The sequence below is a fragment of the Fusobacterium sp. genome (genome assembly GCF_032477075.1).
In the GTDB taxonomy this organism is placed as follows: Bacteria; Fusobacteriota; Fusobacteriia; order Fusobacteriales; family Fusobacteriaceae; genus Fusobacterium_A.
On sequence record NZ_JAWDXO010000002.1, the window covers coordinates 148,580 to 169,131 of the forward strand.

Annotated in this window: 16 protein-coding genes; all 16 read right to left on the reverse strand. The window is 28.1% G+C overall.

Translation table 11 applies throughout. The features are described from left to right. Positions 1 to 32 precede the first annotated feature (32 nt). Complete coding sequence (locus tag E6771_RS01860) at positions 33 to 1,247, reverse strand: RtcB family protein (protein ID WP_316089243.1); 1,215 nt, start codon at positions 1,245 to 1,247, stop codon at positions 33 to 35. Positions 1,248 to 1,330: 83 nt separating this feature from the next. Continuing rightward, entirely contained in the window at positions 1,331 to 2,242 is a 912-nt protein-coding gene (locus E6771_RS01865; RefSeq protein ID WP_316089245.1) for a hypothetical protein, read from the reverse strand. Further along, the gene (locus E6771_RS01870) at positions 2,239 to 3,471 is read right to left on the reverse strand and encodes a WYL domain-containing protein (RefSeq protein ID WP_316089247.1); all 1,233 of its coding nucleotides are present in this window, start codon (positions 3,469 to 3,471) and stop codon (positions 2,239 to 2,241) included. Before E6771_RS01870 ends, E6771_RS01865 begins: the two co-directional genes overlap by 4 nt. A gap of 95 nt (positions 3,472 to 3,566) precedes the next feature. Then, positions 3,567 to 4,427, reverse strand: a complete 861-nt coding sequence (locus E6771_RS01875) for a MerR family transcriptional regulator (protein ID WP_316089248.1) — start codon at positions 4,425 to 4,427, stop codon at positions 3,567 to 3,569. A gap of 15 nt (positions 4,428 to 4,442) precedes the next feature. Further along, positions 4,443 to 7,484, reverse strand: coding sequence for an efflux RND transporter permease subunit (locus tag E6771_RS01880; RefSeq protein ID WP_316089250.1), 3,042 nt, complete (start codon positions 7,482 to 7,484; stop codon positions 4,443 to 4,445). Between the two features lie 3 nt (positions 7,485 to 7,487). Next, positions 7,488 to 8,546: an efflux RND transporter periplasmic adaptor subunit gene (locus E6771_RS01885; protein ID WP_316089252.1), complete on the reverse strand. Its 1,059-nt coding sequence runs from the start codon at positions 8,544 to 8,546 to the stop codon at positions 7,488 to 7,490. A gap of 255 nt (positions 8,547 to 8,801) precedes the next feature. After that, the gene (locus E6771_RS01890; RefSeq protein ID WP_316089254.1) at positions 8,802 to 9,191 is read right to left on the reverse strand and encodes a PG0541 family transporter-associated protein; all 390 of its coding nucleotides are present in this window, start codon (positions 9,189 to 9,191) and stop codon (positions 8,802 to 8,804) included. Positions 9,192 to 9,208: 17 nt separating this feature from the next. After that, positions 9,209 to 12,289 carry an efflux RND transporter permease subunit gene (locus E6771_RS01895; protein ID WP_316089256.1) on the reverse strand — a complete coding sequence of 1,027 codons (3,081 nt, stop codon included), beginning with the start codon at positions 12,287 to 12,289 and terminating at the stop codon, positions 9,209 to 9,211. Between the two features lie 35 nt (positions 12,290 to 12,324). Next, positions 12,325 to 13,395 (reverse strand): efflux RND transporter periplasmic adaptor subunit, encoded by a 1,071-nt coding sequence (locus tag E6771_RS01900; RefSeq protein ID WP_316089257.1) that lies wholly within the window; start codon positions 13,393 to 13,395, stop codon positions 12,325 to 12,327. Between the two features lie 143 nt (positions 13,396 to 13,538). Next, the gene (locus tag E6771_RS01905) at positions 13,539 to 14,810 is read right to left on the reverse strand and encodes a TolC family protein (protein ID WP_316089259.1); all 1,272 of its coding nucleotides are present in this window, start codon (positions 14,808 to 14,810) and stop codon (positions 13,539 to 13,541) included. Positions 14,811 to 14,854: 44 nt separating this feature from the next. Next, a complete protein-coding gene (locus E6771_RS01910; protein WP_316089260.1) occupies positions 14,855 to 15,493 on the reverse strand; it encodes a TetR/AcrR family transcriptional regulator in 639 nt (212 codons plus the stop codon). A 215-nt stretch (positions 15,494 to 15,708) separates the two neighbouring features. After that, positions 15,709 to 16,806 (reverse strand): HAMP domain-containing sensor histidine kinase, encoded by a 1,098-nt coding sequence (locus E6771_RS01915; RefSeq protein WP_316089262.1) that lies wholly within the window; start codon positions 16,804 to 16,806, stop codon positions 15,709 to 15,711. Then, positions 16,773 to 17,096, reverse strand: coding sequence for a hypothetical protein (locus E6771_RS01920; RefSeq protein ID WP_316089263.1), 324 nt, complete (start codon positions 17,094 to 17,096; stop codon positions 16,773 to 16,775). Before E6771_RS01920 ends, E6771_RS01915 begins: the two co-directional genes overlap by 34 nt. 16 nt (positions 17,097 to 17,112) lie before the next feature. Then, complete coding sequence (locus E6771_RS01925; RefSeq protein WP_316089265.1) at positions 17,113 to 17,775, reverse strand: response regulator transcription factor; 663 nt, start codon at positions 17,773 to 17,775, stop codon at positions 17,113 to 17,115. Positions 17,776 to 17,921: 146 nt separating this feature from the next. Next, entirely contained in the window at positions 17,922 to 18,989 is a 1,068-nt protein-coding gene (locus E6771_RS01930) for a hypothetical protein (protein WP_316089267.1), read from the reverse strand. 271 nt (positions 18,990 to 19,260) lie between these two features. Next, the gene (locus E6771_RS01935; RefSeq protein WP_316089269.1) at positions 19,261 to 20,361 is read right to left on the reverse strand and encodes a hypothetical protein; all 1,101 of its coding nucleotides are present in this window, start codon (positions 20,359 to 20,361) and stop codon (positions 19,261 to 19,263) included. Positions 20,362 to 20,552: the final 191 nt, after the last annotated feature.

Here is a 20,552-nt window from a genome sequence, read left to right on the forward strand (position 1 = left end):
ATAAGTAAATTAACTCCTAGGTACTCTCTCTTTTATTCTCCAGCTTTAAAATTATATATAGGAATAATTCTTTTTATAATATCTACAGTATCGCCTATATTTTTTACAATATCCTCCATAGCTTTATATGCCATAGGACACTCATCCAGAGTATCTTTATTTACAGATGTAGTGTATACTCCTGCCATCTCTTCTTTAAAGCTTTTTAAATTAAAAACTTTTTTTGCTTTTGTACGGCTCATTAATCTTCCAGCACCATGTGGAGCTGAGTAGTTCCAATCCTCATTTCCTTTTCCTATACATATAAGGCTCCCATCTCTCATATTTATAGGTATTAAAAGTTTCTCTCCCTTTTTAGCTGATACTGCCCCTTTTCTCAATATCATCATATCAGTATCAATATAATTATGAATTGTAGTGAATTCTTCTATTATTTCTGTTCCCAGCCCTTTTATTATTTCATTCATCATAGCTTTTCTATTCAATACAGCAAATTTCTGTATCAATTTCATATCATGTACATAGTCATCAAAAAGTTCTTCTGATACATAAGCCAAAGCTGGGGGAATATCTGTTATTATCTGTTTTTTTATTTCTTTAATTGTTTTATTTATTTCTTTTTCTCTTCCTTCATTTTTTAACTGTTCTATAATTTTTTCAATATCTATATCACTTACTTTATTAAGAGCTTTATACCCCATTTTCTGATAATAATTAGCTACTTCCAGCCCTAAATGTCTGCTTCCTGAATGAACAGTTATGTAGATATTTCCTTCTTCATCTTTTCCAGCTTCAATAAAATGATTTCCGCCACCTAAAGTTCCTATACTTCTCAAAGCTCTATCCATTTTTACATGTCCTGTACATCTCAGTTGATTCAAATCAATTTCATTTATTAAATCATGAGGAATTTTTCTTATATTACGACCTGATGGTATTTTTTCATAGATAAGTTTATCTAATTTTTCTAAATCAATTTCTTTATCTGCTATCATAGCTGTTTCCATTCCACAGCCTATATCCACTCCTACTAAGTTAGGTATCACTTTATCACTTATAGTCATTGTAGTTCCTATAGTACATCCTGCTCCTGAGTGTACATCAGGCATAACACGTATTTTACTTCCACTTATGAATTCCTGATTGCACAGTGTTTTTATTTGTTCAACAGCTTCATTTTCAATTACATTTGTAAAAACTTTAGCAGTATTATATTTTCCAGTTATCTCATAAAATTTAGTTCTCATATTTTCTCCTTTTATCCTGCAGGTACTTTATATCTTAATCATACATGATAACTTTTCTATTATCATTAAAAAAAATCTGCGAACTAAAAAGTCCACAGCTTTTTTTGTTTTTTTAATCTTTCTTTTATTAATAAAATAAATCTTTTTGGATATCTAACTCTCAGCATTGGACCAAATGATAATATTCTTATAAGAACTTCTGTTTCATCAATTGATTCATAATATATTTCCATTTTATATTTTTTTTCCTCAATTTTCTCTGTTATTTTTTTAAAATCTGAAAAATGAAGCATAGCTCTTTCCAAAGCATCTCTAGCATCTATTAAGTCAACTATTATTTTTCGTTGTTCTAAAGGCTTTATTTCCCCTTCAGTATCTTCATATAATTTGGTTAATTCACACTCTATTATATTTGATATATTAAATATTTTTTCTTTTCCATCTTTTATCCCTAAAAAGCGAAATTTATCATCTTTATATGAATATTCTATTTTATTTGGAATTATTTCTATCTCTGTTATTCTCTTTCCTCTGTTTAGAGATTTTATCATCAGCTTCTTTTTTTTACTTATACCTTTTAGCAGTTTTCTAAAATTTTTTATATATTTTTCATCATTGTAGTTATCTCCATTCTTCTTTATATCAAAATAATAAAAATCTTCTTCTTGGTATAGAGGTTTTATATTGAAAAACTTTGGAGGTTCATCACAAAAAAGTTTAATTCTTCTATCCATAAAAATAGATTTTAACCATCTTTTTTCCAGCTCTGTAAGATAAGGTTTTATTGGATTTTTTATCACTGTTTCTATATCTTTTGTTATAAGCTGCCATTTCTCTTCTTTTATAGGTTGATATATCTGTATAAAACTCTCTGAAAAAGCTGTTTCCTTAATTATATCTATTATTTCTCTATCAGTTAATCTTCTTTTTAATAATCTATTTATGATTTTGGATACAGTAAGATAATATACATTATTTATTTCATTAAATATCATTTTTTCCCTCCATCATAAAGTCTATAAACAGATTCAAAATCTCTATAAAACTTTCTGCATAAATCTTCATTTGTAGACTCTAAAGAGATTATTCTTCCAATAAAAGTTCTTATCCAAGGAAGCATCTCTAATGCATCATATACCTCTATTTTATATTCCCATTTATCATTGGACAACTGATTGATTACTCCATGTCTTCCTTCAGTTTTAAGTCTTTCTATTATATACTCTTCTTTTCTCCCAATATACAATACCATTTTTAATGTTTCCAATTTAAGCTTTTTAAAAGAAACACCCCATAAATATGGCAGCTTCTCTTCCATTTCATTTTTTAATTTATCAAAATTTTTATCTTCTTCTAAAATTTTTACATTTTTTATTTTATCAAGTCTATACATAAAAACAGACCCAGATTCTAAGTATCCAGCAATATATCTTCTCCCTGTTTGTACACTTATAAATATTTTCAATGGGAGTATTTTTTTCATAATACTTTTTTTATCCTTTTTTATAAAATATTCTAATTCTATTTTAGATTTTCTATTTAATGCTTTTAGTATTTTATATAAAATTTCACTTTCCATTGCATGAAATATATAACTGTGCTTAAAAGTAAACTTCACATTTCTAATTTCAAATCTATCCATTATAAAACTTCCAATAACCCCTATTGGAGATATTTCACTAAAAATAGATATTGTATCTCCATAATTAAGAATATCAAAATCTATATCTTCAAAATAATAATATATTTCTTTACCATTTTTTTCACTTTTTAATATTCCTTCCTTTACATATTCTGAAAGTTTAAGCCTTATTGTTGCTGTATCCAAAATATTAACTTCTTTAAACTTAAAAAAATAGTCATCATTTATTTTATCTGTTATCTCTTTTAAACTAAACTTTTCATTTTTATATAAAATATCTAAAATTATAAAGTGTAATGTTATATCATTTTTAGTAAAAGATTTTGTTTTAAATACTTTATATAAGGGATTTTCAGTTATTTTTCTGCTGTCTACTGAAAGAAATATATTTTTTCCTTTCTCATTTTGATGAAATGCCATATACCCAGATAAATAACTTTCTATACGTCTTTTATCATCATCATAACTTCTAAGACTTTTAGCAGCTAATTCTTCTCTGCTTTTAAAACCATAGATAAAAAACTCTCTCATATACTCTCTTATTTTATCAAATTTCTTTATCAATTCATTAAATTCAGCCATAATCTTTCCTTTCAATTGAGAGATTTTATATTAATTCTATTTTATCATATTTTATTTTTTATATCAAAAAGGACAGGGATAATCCCCTGCCCTCTCTATTTTATTGGTATTTTTACTGCATAGAGCAGCTCTTTAGGATCCTTTACAAAACCAGGCCCTGCCAGAAAATGTATAATAGCATCTCCTATGATTTCAAAACCATTCTCTTTTACCCATTCTAACAGCTTATCAATATATTCTCTTCTGTTTTTAAATTTATTTTTACAGTAAAGGCATGCAAACCTATTTTTAGGTATTGTTATTTTCTTTTCAATATTTTTTACATCCTGCATAAGAATAATTTTTTCTTCTTTGAAGCTTCCATTATCAATATTTTCCTTAGGAATTATCAAAGCATATATCCCTATTGGCAAAATAGTATTACTTAAAGGAGCATCTATTTTTTTACTTACTTCAGAAGAATTATTAGAATTCAAACTGCTGTCCAATTTTTTAAATGCTGCTTGAATTATTTTTTTAGAATCAATATCTAAAGAAATTTCTGTATATACAGCTTTTATTTCATCTATCTCTTCTATAAAAAAAGCATCTATTTTTTCATCTATTTCAATCAGATATTTTATCTGTTCAGAATTTTGTATTAATTCTTTTTCTATTCTTTGGAGTCTTTTTATTTCAGCTTTCGTTTCTTCTATTATCTTTGTTATTAATTCCAAAGTATGAGAATAATTGAGATTATTTAAATGACTTTTTATAGAATCATTTGTAAATCCTAATTTTTTCAAATGTACTATTATTTTCAATACTGGAATCTGGAATCCTGTATAGTATCTATAGTTATTTTTTTCATCTTTCAAAGCAGGAGAAAATATTCCTTCACTATCATAATAACGTAATGTAGAGATAGGAACTGCTGTTAGTTTAGATATTTCTCCAATTGTCAAGTAATCTTCCATGCTCTCTCCTCTTTTTTACGATTTTTTTAATAATTTTTTTCTAAATTTTTTCATTACAAGTATAAAATCATCTATTAAATAATAGAACACTGGTATTACCACCAAAGTTAAAAGTGTAGCTGTTGAAAGACCAAATACAACTACAAAAGACATTCCTTTATATATTTCAGATCCTTCTCCATTACTGAACATCAATGGAATCATTCCAAGAACAGTAGTAAGTGTAGTCATCAAAATTGGTCTTAATCTTGTCTTTCCAGCTGTAATAAGAGCTTTATTCATATTATCTCCAGCAGCTCTTCTTATATTAATAAAATCTATCAATACAATGGCATTATTTACAACTATCCCTGCCAGCATGACAAATCCCACTGAAACCATAGCATCTATACTAAGTCCTGCTGCATACAGAGCATAGAATGCTCCTGTTGTAGAAAGAGGTATAGATAATATAATAACAAATGGCATTATAAATGATTCAAACTGCCAAACAAGAATAAAATAAATAAGAAATACTGCAATGGCAAATGTTGATTTCAACTGAGCTCCCATTTCAGCCATATCAGCACTTTTTCCTCCTGTTCCATAAGTTAATCCTTCTGGATATCCCATGTCTTCCAAAGAAGCAGTGACAAGTTTTTGAGCAGTCTCAAGATCAAGTTCATCTTTTAAGTTGGCATATATAACTATTTTCTTTTTCTTGTCTTTCTTTTCTATTTTTGAAGGTCCCTCTTCAGCTCTAAACTCAGCAACATCAGATATTCTGATATTCCCGCCATTTGGAAGAGTTATTCTGGAATCTAATATCAAGCCTGTAGATTCTCTATATTTTTTCTGTAATTGAAGTGTAACATCTATTTCACTATTATCACTATTAATTTTAATAGGAGTTCCCCCTAATATTTGAGTTTGTATCATTGTTGCTATATTTTTTACATCCAATCCGTAATACTCAGCTTTCTCTCTATCTATATAGAATTTTCCTTCTGGTTTTCCACCTTCAAATGATGAAGTTACATCATAGATTCCATCAATATTTTTTATTCTTTCTTTAAGTTCCTGAGAAATTATTTGAAGCTGTGATTCATTATCTGAATAAAGTTCAAACTCTAAATCATATATTCCTCTTGTTCCAAACTTATATCCTGGAGTTATTGTTAATTCTACATCTGGAAACTCTACAAAAGTTTTTCTTAACTCTCTTATTATTTCTTGAAGAGATTCATCTCTTGAAGTTTTCAATCCTGCATTTATATTAAGAATAGCATTTGAACTGTTTCCTGAAACTGTATAATCTCTTACAAATGAAAGTGTAACAGCTTTATCTTCAAGAACTTTTCCTATTCTATCAGCTTTATTTACATCTGCTCCTGATGGAAGCTTTGCAACTACAGCATATCTCCCTTCATCAACAGTTGGAATATATCTTCCCCCGATTTTTGATGCAGCAAACATTGATCCTGCAAACAAAAGTGCCAATATACCTAATACTGCTCCTCTATGTCTTATAGCCCATTTCAATGTTGCAACATATATTTTTCTGAAGTTTATCATTATTTTTCCTTCAGCATTCAGATCTTTTTTACTGTCCATCACCTTACTTGCTATCATAGGTACAAATGTAAGAGATATTACCAATGAAGCTAGTAATGAATATGATATTGCATAACACAAATTATTGAATTGTTCCTTTGCCAATCCTTCCTGGAAAACCAAAGGCAAAAATGCTGCAACAGTAGTCATTGTTGAAGCTAATACAGGAAGAGCCATTTCTTCTGCTCCATCCTTTGCTGCCTGTAACCTTGTTTTTCCAAGTTCTGTCATATGTCTGAATATATTATCTACAACTACTACTGAATTATCTACCAGCATTCCTATTCCCAGAGACAATCCCATAAGTGATATCAAATTGATACTTATTCCCTGAATATTCAACAGAAAAAAAGTAAAGATTATAGAGATAGGAATAGCCACAGCTATTATTAATGTAGCTGAAATACTTTTTAAAAAAACAAAAAGTATAACAGATGCCAAAATCAATCCCTGCATTCCACTTGATCTAACATTAGATATGGAATTCAATATTGTAACAGAAGAGTCAAATTCATAATTCAATACAGTATTGATAGGTAATGATCCTCTATTTCTCTCTATCACACTTTTAGTTTCATTTACAATAGCAACAGAGTTTCCATCATCTGTTTTTGAAACAATAACTACTATACTGTCTTTCCCATTTTTTCTATATATTGATGTTCTATCTTTTGGAGCAACTTGTATCTTTGCTATATCCTTTAGTTTTAAAAGATGTCCATCTTTATTACTTAAAACTATCTCTTTTATCTGATCAGCAGTTTCTATCTCTGCCTCTATTTTTATAAGGTATTCTTTTTCTCCCTCCCTTAAAATTCCTCCTGGAAGATTGACACTTGCCTTATTCATTTTATCATATACATCCATTATTCCAAGATTATAGTTTTCTAATTTATTTGGATCCACTTCTACTGATACTTCTTGTTCCTGTCCTCCAAAAACCTGTATCTGAGCAACTCCTGAAATTCTTTCAAGCATAGGCTTTAAATTATTTTCAGCATAACTTCTCATTTCCATTCTGTCTCCACCAGCCATAGAAAATGTAATAGCTGGTACATCTGACATTGAACTCTTTCTTATAGAAGGCTCTTTCATATCATCTGGAAATTTATTTCTTATTTGATTTATCTCATTTTGTATAAGAGTTATTTTAGTTTCAACTTCAGTTCCATATTTAAATTCTACAAATATAAGAGACTGTTCAGCAGATGATTCAGAAGTATACTTTACTATTCCCTCTACATTGGGAAGAACATCCTCTATTTTTCTTGTAATCATTTTGTCTACATCTGATGGAGTTGCTCCATCCCATTTTATTCTTATTCTTACAGTTGGTTTATTTATATTAGGAAGCATTTCTATTGGCATCTTTTTAAGACCAAGTATACCAAAGAAAATCATTGATATTATAAACATTGTAGCAGTAGCTGGTTTTCTTATTGAAAATTCTGAAATTGATTTCATACTCTAGTTCTCCTTTATTTTATCATTATTATTAAGAAGATACTGCCCTTCTACTACTACTCTATCCCCTGTCTGATAATCGGGAAACTCAATCATCTGCTCATCTCCTATTGTAATATCAGGAGTAACTTTATAAATAACAGCAGTATTATTCCTTGAGATAACTATATATGAATAAAGATCTTTTATCATTATTGCTTGTTTAGGAACAAACAATCCTTTTATATATCCCTGCTGTAATTTTACCTTTGCATATAATCCTTTTAAAAGTCTTTTATTTTCATTATTTACACTAAGTTTAACTGAATACTTTTTGGTATTGCTATCTGAACTAAGATTTATTTCAGTTATTGTTCCAGCCAACTTTTCTCCTAATTCTTCTACAATAACTTCTGCTTCGCTCCCAACTTTAGTATATTCAGTGTCTTTCCCAGAAACAGCTATAATTAGTTCCATTTTACTATTATCAACAACTGTTAATACTTTTTGAGAAGCTGTTACTTTTTCAAATTCCTTAAGGTTTAAATCTGTTACAGTTCCATTTATTTTAGCTGTTACTTTCAACCTTGAAAAATTATCCTTAGCTCTTATAAAATTGGCTTCAGCAATTTTTAAACTTCCTGTACTTGTTTCAAACTTATTTTTAGAATTCAAAAATTCATCTTCTGAAACAAGCTCTTTAGCATATAATTTTTTATATTTTTCATATGAAATTTTATCAGTTGAATAACTCGATTTAGCTTTCAAAAGATTTCCTTCAGCTTCATAGTAACTTGCTTCTGTTGAAGCATCAGTAAGTTCAAGAATTATATCTCCTGTTTTTACTGTATCTCCATTTTTAAAGTTTATTTTTTTTACATCTCCCCCTGTAGGAGTTATTATAACTACTTCATTAACAGGTTTTAATTCTCCATTATAATCCTTTACATATTCAAGATTTTGTTCATTCAATTCAATTGTTCTCGCTAGTTTAACCACTTCTTTTTTTTCTGTTTGAGCTGTTTTATTATCACCACATGCAACTAAAGAAAAAAGAGAAATAATTAATAATAATTTTTTCATAGTTCCCCCTATTTTATATATAAAATTCATTATTTGCAGATCAAAATCAATTTCTAAACCATAAAGTTACTTTAGAGTAATGTTTTTTTATATAAATAAATATACACTAAAAAAGAAAAAAAAGCAATTTATTCCTAAATAAAAATAAGGATAACCTTTATCTTTTTTTGACATTTAAGTTATCCTTATTTTATATTAATTATTTTATATTAATTATTTTATATTAATTATTTTATATTAATTATTTTATATTAATTATTTTACTTTATGTTTTTCTTTTAGTCTTTCTAAAAGTTCCTCATCAGGAATTATATCCTCATTTAGAAAATCTATTATGATTCTGTCTACTGGAATGATACCTGCAGTCATTACTATTCCATGAGGAAGAGACATTCTAAAAGTTTTCAAATTCTTCAGCATTTTATCCAAATTTTTCTCTGGGATAGTTAATACAAATATACAGTCTGTTCCTGGCCAAATAAGAGTATTTTTATGTTTTACTTTAGCATCCCATACACTTTCCACTTTCTTCTGTACTGTATAGTAATAAAATTTTATTTCATCAAAAAAATCTTCAAGTCTTGCTTTTTGTGATTCATTTATATTTACAAATATCATTTTATAGTTATAATGTCCATCTGTCATTGTAAATCCTCCTCTTTTTAATCTCTTCCACTCAATTTTTTAGGTAAAAGATTCATAATCTTATTATACACTTTTTTAAGAAATTTTAAAATAGCATTATTCATATCTTCAATCAATGTATAAAGGATTGGAATTACAACCAATGTCAGAAGTGTTGAGAATGTCAATCCAAACATAACTGTTATAGCCATTCCTCTGTATATCTCTGCTCCTTCTCCTATTCCCAATGAAAGTGGAAGCATTCCCAATACTGTTGTCATAGTTGTCATTAAAATAGGTCTCAGTCTCGTTCTGCATGATTCTATTACTGCTTCCTGTCTCTCACTTCCTCTTTCTCTCGTCATCTTAATAAAGTCTATCAATACTATGGCATTATTTACAACTATTCCTGCTAGAAGTATTACCCCTATCATAACCATTATATCAACAGGCTGCCCAGTTACCAAAAGTCCCCATACAATACCTACTAATGCAAGTGGTATTGATCCTATGATTATTACTGGAAGTACAAAGTTTTCAAACTGTGCTGCCAGTAACGCATATATTAAAAATATTGAAATTCCTAATGCAAATCCCAGCTGACTTGTTGCATCACTTAGATTTTCTGAGTTTCCACCCCATCTGTAATCAACTGATTTTGGTGGATTAATTGAGTTATATGTTTCTACCAGTTTGTCCTGAATAGCTTTCATTCCAACTCCACCATCATTTGCAGACACTGTTACACTATATATTCTATCTTTTTTATTTATTTCTGATGACCCTTCTGCCATTACTATATCTGCTACATCTGATAGTTTTATAAATTTTCCACTGTCTATTTTTATATTAAGATTTTTTAAAGCATTGATATCATTTCTTTTATTTTTAGGTAATCTTACCATTACATCTATCTCTTCTACTCCAGTTTTAACAGTTACTGTATCTCCTCTGTCTCCTCCTAATACTGAATAACTCAAAGTCTGAGCTATTACTGAAGGGTTGATTCCATAACTTTTTATTTTATCTCTATCTAAAACTACCCTTGCTTCTATATTTCCTGGATCCAATGTTGATTTTATATCAACTGCTCCTGGATATTTCTTCATTTCTTCCAGAACTTTTGCTCCTACTTCTCTAATTTCATCAAGATTAGAACCAACTATATCAAATTGAATATCTCTCTGTTGTGATCCCATTGCAAAATCTTCTGATAGGTTTGTTCTTGTGTCTGGTATTTTTTCAACAATTGGTCTTAATTTAGTAATTATATCAAATACAGAAGTTTTTCTTGTATCTTTCTTACCTATATCAACATTAATAGAAAAATTATCATTTTGGACAATAGTAAAATAACTTTGGGTATTAGGTTCATTGATAATGATTTCCTCTATCTCTTTAGCTATTGCTTTTGATTTTTCAAGGTCAAGCCCTTTTCCTAACTCTGCAACTATTGAATATCTACCCTGATCTTGTTTAGGCATAAATTCCATTTTCAAAAATCTTGGTACAATTCCTATTGAGAGTATAAATACAAGCACTGTTATTCCAACTGTTTTCCATCTATTTTTTACAGCCCAATTTATTAATTTTAAATAGTTACCTTTAACTGTTCCAAATATTTTTCCTTCTTTTGTAATATCTGCTTTATTTGTAAGAAATCTACTTGCAAGCATTGGTATTAATGTAAGAGAAACTATTATTGCTGCAAGGTTTGAAAATATTATTGAATATGCTAAATCCCTAAATATTTCTCTTGCTATCCCTGGAATAAATAGTATAGGAATAAATACAACCATTGTTGTAAGAGCTGATGCTATAACTGACATAGCAACCTCTGTTGTTGCATTATCTGAAGCTTCCATTACTGGCGATTTCAGCTCTGTCATATGCCGATAAATATTATCTACAACAACCACAGAGTTATCTGTCAGCATTCCTACTCCTATTGATAATCCCATCAATGAAATAAGGTTAAGTGATGTTCCATTAAGTGCAAGAAATGCAAATGTAAATATTACTGCCACTGGAAGTGCTGCTGATACCAAAAGTGTTGCTCTCATATTTTTTAAAAACAAAAATAGAACTATTGTTGCTAATATAAGCCCCTGTACTGCTGTTCCACTAACATTTGAAATTGATTGGTTGATATCAATTGAGGTATCGAGCAATACATTATATACTGTTTCTGGAGGCATAATAGATTCCAAGCTTTCAAGAGCTTCAAGCGCTCTTTTATTAAGATCTATTGTACTTCCATCTGATGATTTTTCCACTATTACTGCTATTGATTCTTTTCCTGAAAGATATGAAATATCTGTTGCATCTTCAGTAGTAAACACAACATCAGCTACATCTTTTACTCTTAAAGTATTTCCATTACTTTTCAGAATCATATCTTCAAAAGTATCTATATAGTTTAATTCTCCCATAAATCTCACTATTACATCTTTAGTTCCTGTACTGATAGTTCCCAATGGTACATTTAAACTTGATACTCTTATCATATCATATAGTTCCATTGGAGAAAGATCATAAGCTGCAAGTTTGTCACTGTCTATTTGTATTTGAAGTTGTTTATCTGGATTTCCAAATACATTTACTTGCCCAATACCAGGAAGACTTTCAAATTTAGGCTTTAAATACTCTTCAACAAAACTGCTTAACTCTGTTTTATTTGGAGCACTCATCATTATTACAAGAGTCAGATTCCCTGTTCCTGCTTCTACTTTTTTTGCTATTGGCGTATCAGCTGCACTAGGCAGATCATTAGTTATCTTTGACAACTCTCTTTGTATCTCTGTTACCTTATCATCTGCATTTATTCCATAATCAAATTTTACAACTATAGTAGACTGTCCATAAGTTGATGTTGATTCTATTTTATCTATTCCCTCAACATTTGGCAGTATCTCTTCTATTTTTTTTGTAACCTGTGTTTCTACATCTTCTGCTACTGCTCCCTGCCATGTTGTTCTTACTGTAACAACTGGAATATTCATATTTGGTAAAAGCTCTGATTTCATAGAAAACATTGCCATTAATCCAATGAACATAACAGAGATCATAACCATTGTTGTAGCAACTGGTCTACGTATTGATAAACCTGCTAAAGTCATTTACTTATTCACCTCATTAATTTTGATTTTAAATATTATTTTGCTTCTGTATTTTCTTCTACTTCATTTCCTTCTTCTAATCCAAATATACCTTTAACTACTATTCTATCTCCCTCTTTTATACTATCAGAAGAAATTTCAGTATATGGAAGATTAGTAGCTCCTGTTTTTACTTCTACTCTTTTTGCTACTCCATCTTCTACTTTAAATACATAACTTAACAGATTTCTTACAAATATTGCTTCATCTGAAACTGATAATACATTTATTTCTCCTACTGGAATAGTAACATATGAATACATTCCATCTTTTATAGCTTTTTCAGGATTATCAATTGCAATTTTTACCATAAACTTTTTAGTTGCAGAGTCTGCTATTGGATTTATCTCTGTTATTTTTCCAACAAATTTCTTTCCTAATGCTCCTACTTCCACTTCTAATTCCTGTCCAGTTTTTATTTGAGTAAGCCATTCTGCTGGAAACCCTACATAAGTTTCCATAGAGCTGTCATTTACTACTGTAAAGATGATATCACTTGCAGCTATTTCATTTCCTTCTTTTCCAAAAAGATTTCCAATAACACCATCTATTTCTGCTTTTCTAAATAACTTATTGTAATCACTTTTTGCATTTTCATAAGATGCCTTAGCTGCCTCATAGTTTCCCTTTGCTCCTACATAAGTATTCTCATATCCTACATATTCAAGATAAGATACCAGCTCTTTCTGATAAAGGTTTTTAAACTTGTCATAGTTGCTCTTTGCAATATTAAGTGAAGACAGTGCAGATGTATAATTTGCTTTTGCTGTAAAATAGCTCGATTCTGTTGCTGCATCTGAAAGTTCCATTACAAGCTCTCCTTTTTTTACAGTATCTCCATTTCTTTTAAGTATCTTCTCTATTGTTCCACCTTTTTCTGTTTTATGATTAACCTTATTCTTAGGCTCTAACACAGCATCTGATTTAAATACTTGATTCATTTTTCTCATTGCTGCAGGTTCTGTAATGACATATTTAACTTTCTTTTCTACTACTTCCTCCTCTTTTTTTCCACAACCTGCCATAACCAATATTAAAAGCAGTATCAAATATCCTGTTTTTTTCATTTCTATTCCTCCTAAAATTCCTGGTAGTTAATTCTAAACTTGATATATGAGCAAATTTAAAAAAGTTTTAAAAGATACTAAATTACCTTATAAAACTTTCCTAAAATTATAAGTAATTATTCAAGTAAATAATTTATTATATATTAAATAAGTAGTGATCTGTATTTTTCAAATGCATACAAATAATCTATCACTATCTGATTATATGCTACTGTTGCTTCTCTCACCTGTGATTCAGATAATAGATAATCTACTGTTGAAATCAATCCTGCATCATATCTTTCTTGATCCATTTTAAAGTTCTCTACTGCCGCCTCCATTGCTCTTTCTTTAGAATCTCTTTCCTTTTCCATTCTTATCAACTCTAAATAAGCATCAGTCACATTTATATCAATACTGTCCTTAGATATCTTCTCTCTCAGCATTTCCTGTTCTTTTCCTATTGCAGCTACTCTATAGCTGTCATAATTCTTTCCAAACTCAAATACATTCCATTTTATCTCTACTCCACCTCTCCATTCTGCTTCATCTATTGTTGGATTATATTTTGTTCTTTCTGATGTTCCATAACTTGCAAAGGCATTTACCTTAGGAAGCATATCTGCTCTTGAAACTATTTTTGAAGCATCTGCTGCTTCTACATAATTTTTAGCTACTAATGCATTTATACTTTCGTTCATAGCCTGATCTAAATCATTTTTGAAATTTATATTTCTGCTCAAGTACATAGGAACTTCAAATTCTACAACTGTCACCTCTTCATGTTTTGGAATTCCTGTTTTTATTTTAAGGTTTTCTTTTTCGATAGTTATTCCATTTTTAGTTCCAATAATTTGTGATTCAACCTCTAAAAGAGAGTATTCAGTTTTTAATAAATCTGTTTTTGTTATAAGCCTTAAATCCAACTGGGCTTTTTGTTTATTATATCTAGCTTGAAGTTCTTTTTTAGAAGATTCTAATGCTTCTAAATCTTTTTGATATTTAACAATGTTAGAATAATTTTGAATAGTTCTAAGTCTTGTATCTCTTCTTTCTCCTAAATATAATAGATTAGCTATACTTTTATATGCTTTAGCTCCTTTTATTCCACCTAAAACTGCTCCTCCTTGGAATAGTGGCTGTGATATTGATATAGTTTGTGTATACCCACCTTTTCTTTCTACTTGATCTTCCCAACCATGTCTATACATTTTACGCTCATATTCCCCTCTAGTATATGTTCCACTATATACAACACTTGGCAGAGCATCTTTAAATGCAATGCCTACTTTTAATTTTGACACTTCAACATCTTTTTCTGAAATCTTTATTTCCTTGCTGTTTTCCAGTGACATTTGTATAGCTTGATCTAGAGTAATTTCTCTAGCAAACACTGAACTACTTAATATTAAAAGTAATCCTAATATTTTTTTCATTGTTACCTCCTGAATATACATAAATTAATAATTAATTTTCAAAATTATTTTAATATTTTTAAAATACATCCATAAATAAAATTTATTCCTTCTTCAAGCTTTTCATTATTCATCTTTTCTATTACTATGTCAAAGTCTTGAATAAATATATTTTCATTATTACTTTTATCTAGGAAAAAATTCACTACTTTAAATTCTCTTATTATAGCACTTATAAGTTCAGAATATTTTTGAAGATCTTTTTCTTCAACTTTTAATTCATTTTTAAATTTTATAAGCAGTTTTTTTATAAAGTCAATATTTATCTGCTCAATTCTTTTTAAAATTTCTCTTATTTCTGGGCTTAAAGCTTCTATATTCTTTATTAAGCTTATTAATACAAGCTCCCTTTTCATACTTTCATGGGAAAATTTAAGTCTTACCAGAATGATATTCTTTAAAGTTTCTTCAAAAGAAAAGCTATTCTTAAGAATATCATCCTGTCTTTCTATCATTTCATCTATTTTTTTTTCTGCAATAGTTTGTAATAATAAATTCTTTGACTTAAAATAAGTATAAAAACTTCCTTTAGCTATTTTCATTTCATTAGTTATATCTTCTACTGAAGTATGTGAATATCCTTTTTTTAGAATGAGTTTTGTAGCAGCTTCCATTATCTGCTCTTTTTTTCCTATGACTGGCATACCCTACTCCTTATAATTTTTTTTGACCAATAGGTCATGGTAAATTTTACACCTTATTGACTATTAAGTCAATCTTTTTTTATTATTTCAAAAAATAAAAAAAATTAATGTTGTAAAATTTAGAAAACTAAGAATTCTAGCTAAGTAGAGAAAAATGTTTTCTAAAACAACATTAATTTTAAACTATAAAGCTACTTGAGGGTCAAGAACTTTTTTTAATTAAATTTTATTGTAAATATAACATAATTTTTTTCTTTATCAAAAATAAAGCTATATTCTAGATTTAAACTTGTTAATATATTTTTTACTATTGAAAGTCCTAATCCTGCTCCACCATATTTTCTATTTCTAGAAGAGTCAAGTTTATAAAATGGTCTAAAAATATTTTTAAACTTTTCTTCTGGTATAAATGCAGAACTATTTGATATCTTTAAAGTTTTATTTTTAAATTCTATTCCAATCTTCTTTCTATCATCTATATAGGTAATTGCATTAGTAAAAAGATTATTTAAAATTATAGATATACGATATTTATCAGTAAAAATTTTACTTTCATCTATATTTATTTTCAGTTCTATATTTTTTTTCATAAAATCAAGATTATATTTGTTCAGTTTATCTTCTAGTAATTCTTTCAATTGAAATTCTTCATAACTTTCATCTGAAAAACTAAATTCATACTTTAAGTATGTATTTAAATTTTTAATAAGTTTATCAAGAAATATCCCTTCGTTATATATAATAGAATACACATTACTTTTTTCTTCTGCTGATACAATATCATCTTGAAGTGCTTCTATATATCCATTAATTATGGCAATAGGTGTTTTTAATTCATGTCCTATTGAACGCATAAAATCTTTTTCAAAATTTATTAATTTCTCTTTTTCTTTTAATTCTATTTTCATTTGTGAATTTAAATTATTTAACTCATCTATATTATTTTTTAGTTTCTCAGACATCCCTTTTAAATTATTTCCGAGAGTTTCTAACTCATTATTATATTTAAAATCTATATTTGATGAGAAGTCCAATTTTGATATTTTAGACGATATTTTTTCTAAAGTTACAATTGGGTCAGAAAAATATTTTGAGAAAATATATGCTAAAACAAAAAGTATTGGTACTATAAAAGCTGACAAATCTAAATAAAATGATGACATCATTTTAGTTACAACATTTGGAACTATAGTTGGTGATATGATTACCAAAAATTCTGTATCTGATATTTTCTTTATAAGCAAAAAATAATTAAGAAAATCTGTCATACTTGTTAATCTTATTGTATAATCTCCAGTATGTAGTTTTTCCAAATTGGCCTTGATCTCTGTTTTATTAAAATAATTAAAAAGTTCACTTTTTTTTCAGATTTCTGAAAATTTATATATGCAATTTTTATATCTTTATTTTCTTTGCTGTCTATTATTTTATCTAAAGGAATATCCTTAATTGAAATATCTTCAGATACTTTTATTAATTGTTCTTTGGTATTTTGAACAATATATTTATCCATATACAAAAAATTAAAATAATATATCACTATCAGTGGAAGATAAGAGATCACAATAAAAGCAAAAAATATTTTATAAAAAATTTTTTTCATTAACTTCCTGTTCCTCCTAATTTTTTATCTCAAATTTATATCCTATCCCTCTTACAGTTTTTATACATTCATCTCCCAATTTTTTTCTTAAGTTCTTTATATGTGTATCTATTGTTCTGTCACTTCCTGAAAAATCATATCCCCATACTTCTGTAAGCATTTTATCCCTACTGAGAGCAATCTTATGATTTTTTATAAGATATATTAAAAGCTCATATTCTTTAGGAGCTAAAATAACTTCTTCTCCTTCTACAGTTACTGTATGAGATGTGTCATTGATAGTTATTTTTCCTAATTCAATAATGTGGTCTGTATTGTTACTTGTATTTTTTATAAGAGTTTTTATTCTTGCTAAAAGTATTTTATTATTAAAAGGCTTAGTTATATATTCATCTGTTCCTATTTCAAAACCAAATAATTCATCTTCATCATCATCTCTTGCTGATAATATCATAACAGGGACTGAACTATATTTTTTTATCTCTCTTAAAACACTCCATCCATCTTTTTTAGGCAACATTATATCAAGTATTACTAAATCGAATGGCTTTTCATAAAAAAGTTTTATTGCCACTTCTCCATCTTCAGCTTCTGTCACATCATAACCTTCCTTTAGAAGATATAATTTCAAAATATTTCTTATTTCCATTTCATCTTCTACTATTAAAATTTTTTTCATATATTTATTGTCCTCCCATTTGTTAATTCTCATTTTTTTAATATATAAGAAAAAAGAGTTAACCAAAATAAAAGCTTTGGCTAACTCCCCTTTATAATGTTGGTTAGTTAAGAATGTCCTAAGTTGTAAAGTAATAACCTAACTTACTAGAATGAAGCTCTAAATCCTGCAAATACAGTTGGTTGCCATCTCCAGTCTTTAGCATTGCTTTTAGCAGTGATTTCCCAGTTTCTATATTCTGCTCCAGCTGCTGCATATACTTTAAAGCTTGGAGTTGCTTGATAATTTACTTGAATATATGGTAATGCATATAGTTCATAATCTTGTTTTTGATCTAAAGCACCATATTTTTTATATTGTGACCAGCTGTAATCATCATATCCACCTTCGAAGTTGAAATCAATTGTTACATCTCCATTAGTGTATAGATTAGTTGTATTATAGATATAAGCCTCTACATCAATTGTAAAGTTTTTATCTTTTATTTTGTCTCCTCTATTGAATACTTGATCTCTTCCATAGAAATGTTGAGTATTATACATATTGAACTCAAAAGAGAATCCCCATGGTAATTCAAAGTAAGTATATAAATCTGCACCTATTTGATTATCATAGTTATCATTATTTCCTGATCCCCATACATATTTGTATTTAGGAGCAACAACGAAATTAGTAGTTTTTACAAAATCATTGTTGAATAAATACTCAGCAAAATTAAATCTTGCTTGGTATTCTGCTTCTTGATTTCCTGTAGTATCTTCTCTGTCTCTGTAGTGAATTCTTGATGTAAAGTTTACATTAGAATCTCCTAAATTTCCATGATTATAGAAATATCTCAATCTAGTATCAGTTCCATCTTTTCCTAATTTTTCATTAGAAACATTTCCATAGTTTCTGATTCTGTATTCAAAAGATTGATTTTCAGTCATGTTGATTTTTCCCATTAACTGAGTTCTTCCATATTTTGTAGCTCCTGCCCAATCATTCTCAGCAGCTGTTTTGTTTTCAGTTTCTCCATACCATCTGTATTGTAAATCTACATATCCATTTGGTCTGAATCCTACTGGTACTCTGTCTCTGTAGACAATAACTTCTTTTTCAACGATTTGTACTGGTGCTTCTGTTACTACAACTGGAGCAGGTACAACTTCTTTAGCTTGTGCCATTGCTGCAACTGTTAAGAATGCACCAACTAATAATAAAGATTTTTTCATAAAAAATACCCCCTATTTTCTATATTTTAAATTATATATATCGAAATATATAATAATTTACATTAAAGATGACAATTTACCTAATCTGGGAAACTGGTAAATCATCATCTTATTCTTGGGAAGAGCAATAATATATAAAAGATTAGCAACTTTTATAATATTTCTCTTATATAAAGAATATAATATAGAAAAGTGAAGAAAATATGTTTTATTAGTGTTTGTTAAAAATATTTTAATAAACATTTTATCTAAATATATATGTCTTTAATATTTAAAAAGTAGTCTTAAATCCTATAACAGCTGTTGGTTGCCATCTCCAGTCTTTAGCACTTTTCTGATTTATATTTGCCCAGTTTCTATATTCAGCCCCTAAAGAAGCGTATACATTAAAATTAGAACTAACCTTATAAGTTGTTATAATTTGTGGATAAGCATATAATTCATATGTATTATCATTATAAGTATAATCTATTGGACCTTTAGGATCATTGCTTATAGCTGTTCTTAATACTTTTTCTGAATTCCAATTATATGGGTCATATCCTCCTTCAAAATAAAAATCTATATCAATTTTATCATTTGTATATAAATTAGCAGTATTATACAAATAAGCTTCCATTGTTAATCCAGTATTATTTTTCACTGTACTATGATCATTAGTGTATTGACGTTGTCCATAGAAATATTGATCTCCATATAAATTAAATTCAAGTGAAAATCCAAATGGAAATTGATGCATTGTAAATAAATCTATTCCTAATCTATTTTGATAATCATCACTATTAGATGCCCAATAATATTTATATTTAGGAGCTATTGTAAATTCAGTAGTTTTGACAAAATCATTATTAAATAAATAATCTGCAAAATTAAATCTTGCCTGGTATTCTAATGATTGTGCATCACTTTCAGCTTCTTTTCTGTATTCTACTCTAGATGTTAAATTTACATTAGAATCTCCTAAATTTCCATGGTTATAGAAATATCTCAATCTTGTTTGAGTTCCATCCTCTCCTTTTTGTTTTTCATTAGAAGAAGAATTCCAATCATTATACGATCTGATTCTGTATTCTAAAGCTTGTTTTTCAGTCATATTGATTCTTCCCATTAACTGTGTTCTTCCATAATTGTTATTTACACTGTTATCTTTGTAATTAAGTTCTTCAGCCTCTCCATAATATCTATATTGTAAATCAATATATCCATTTGGTTTAAATCCTTGTGGTTCTCTGTCTCTGTAAACAATAACTTCTTTTTCTACAACTTGTACTGGTGCCTCTTCCACAACTACTGGTGCAGGAACTATTTCCTTTCCCTGTGCCATTGCTGTAACTATTAAAAATGCACCAACTAATAATAAAGATTTTTTCATAAAAATACCCCCTAGTATTTATTATTGACATAAAAATACAACAATCTGATAAATAATTATATTCTTATGACTTTAATTTAAGAAAAAAATAATTATAAAGTAATTACTAATCCTTATAATTTTTTATTTTCTACATTAATTAATATAATAAATTTCAATGAAATTTATGTGAAAATACTAAGGAATATCAT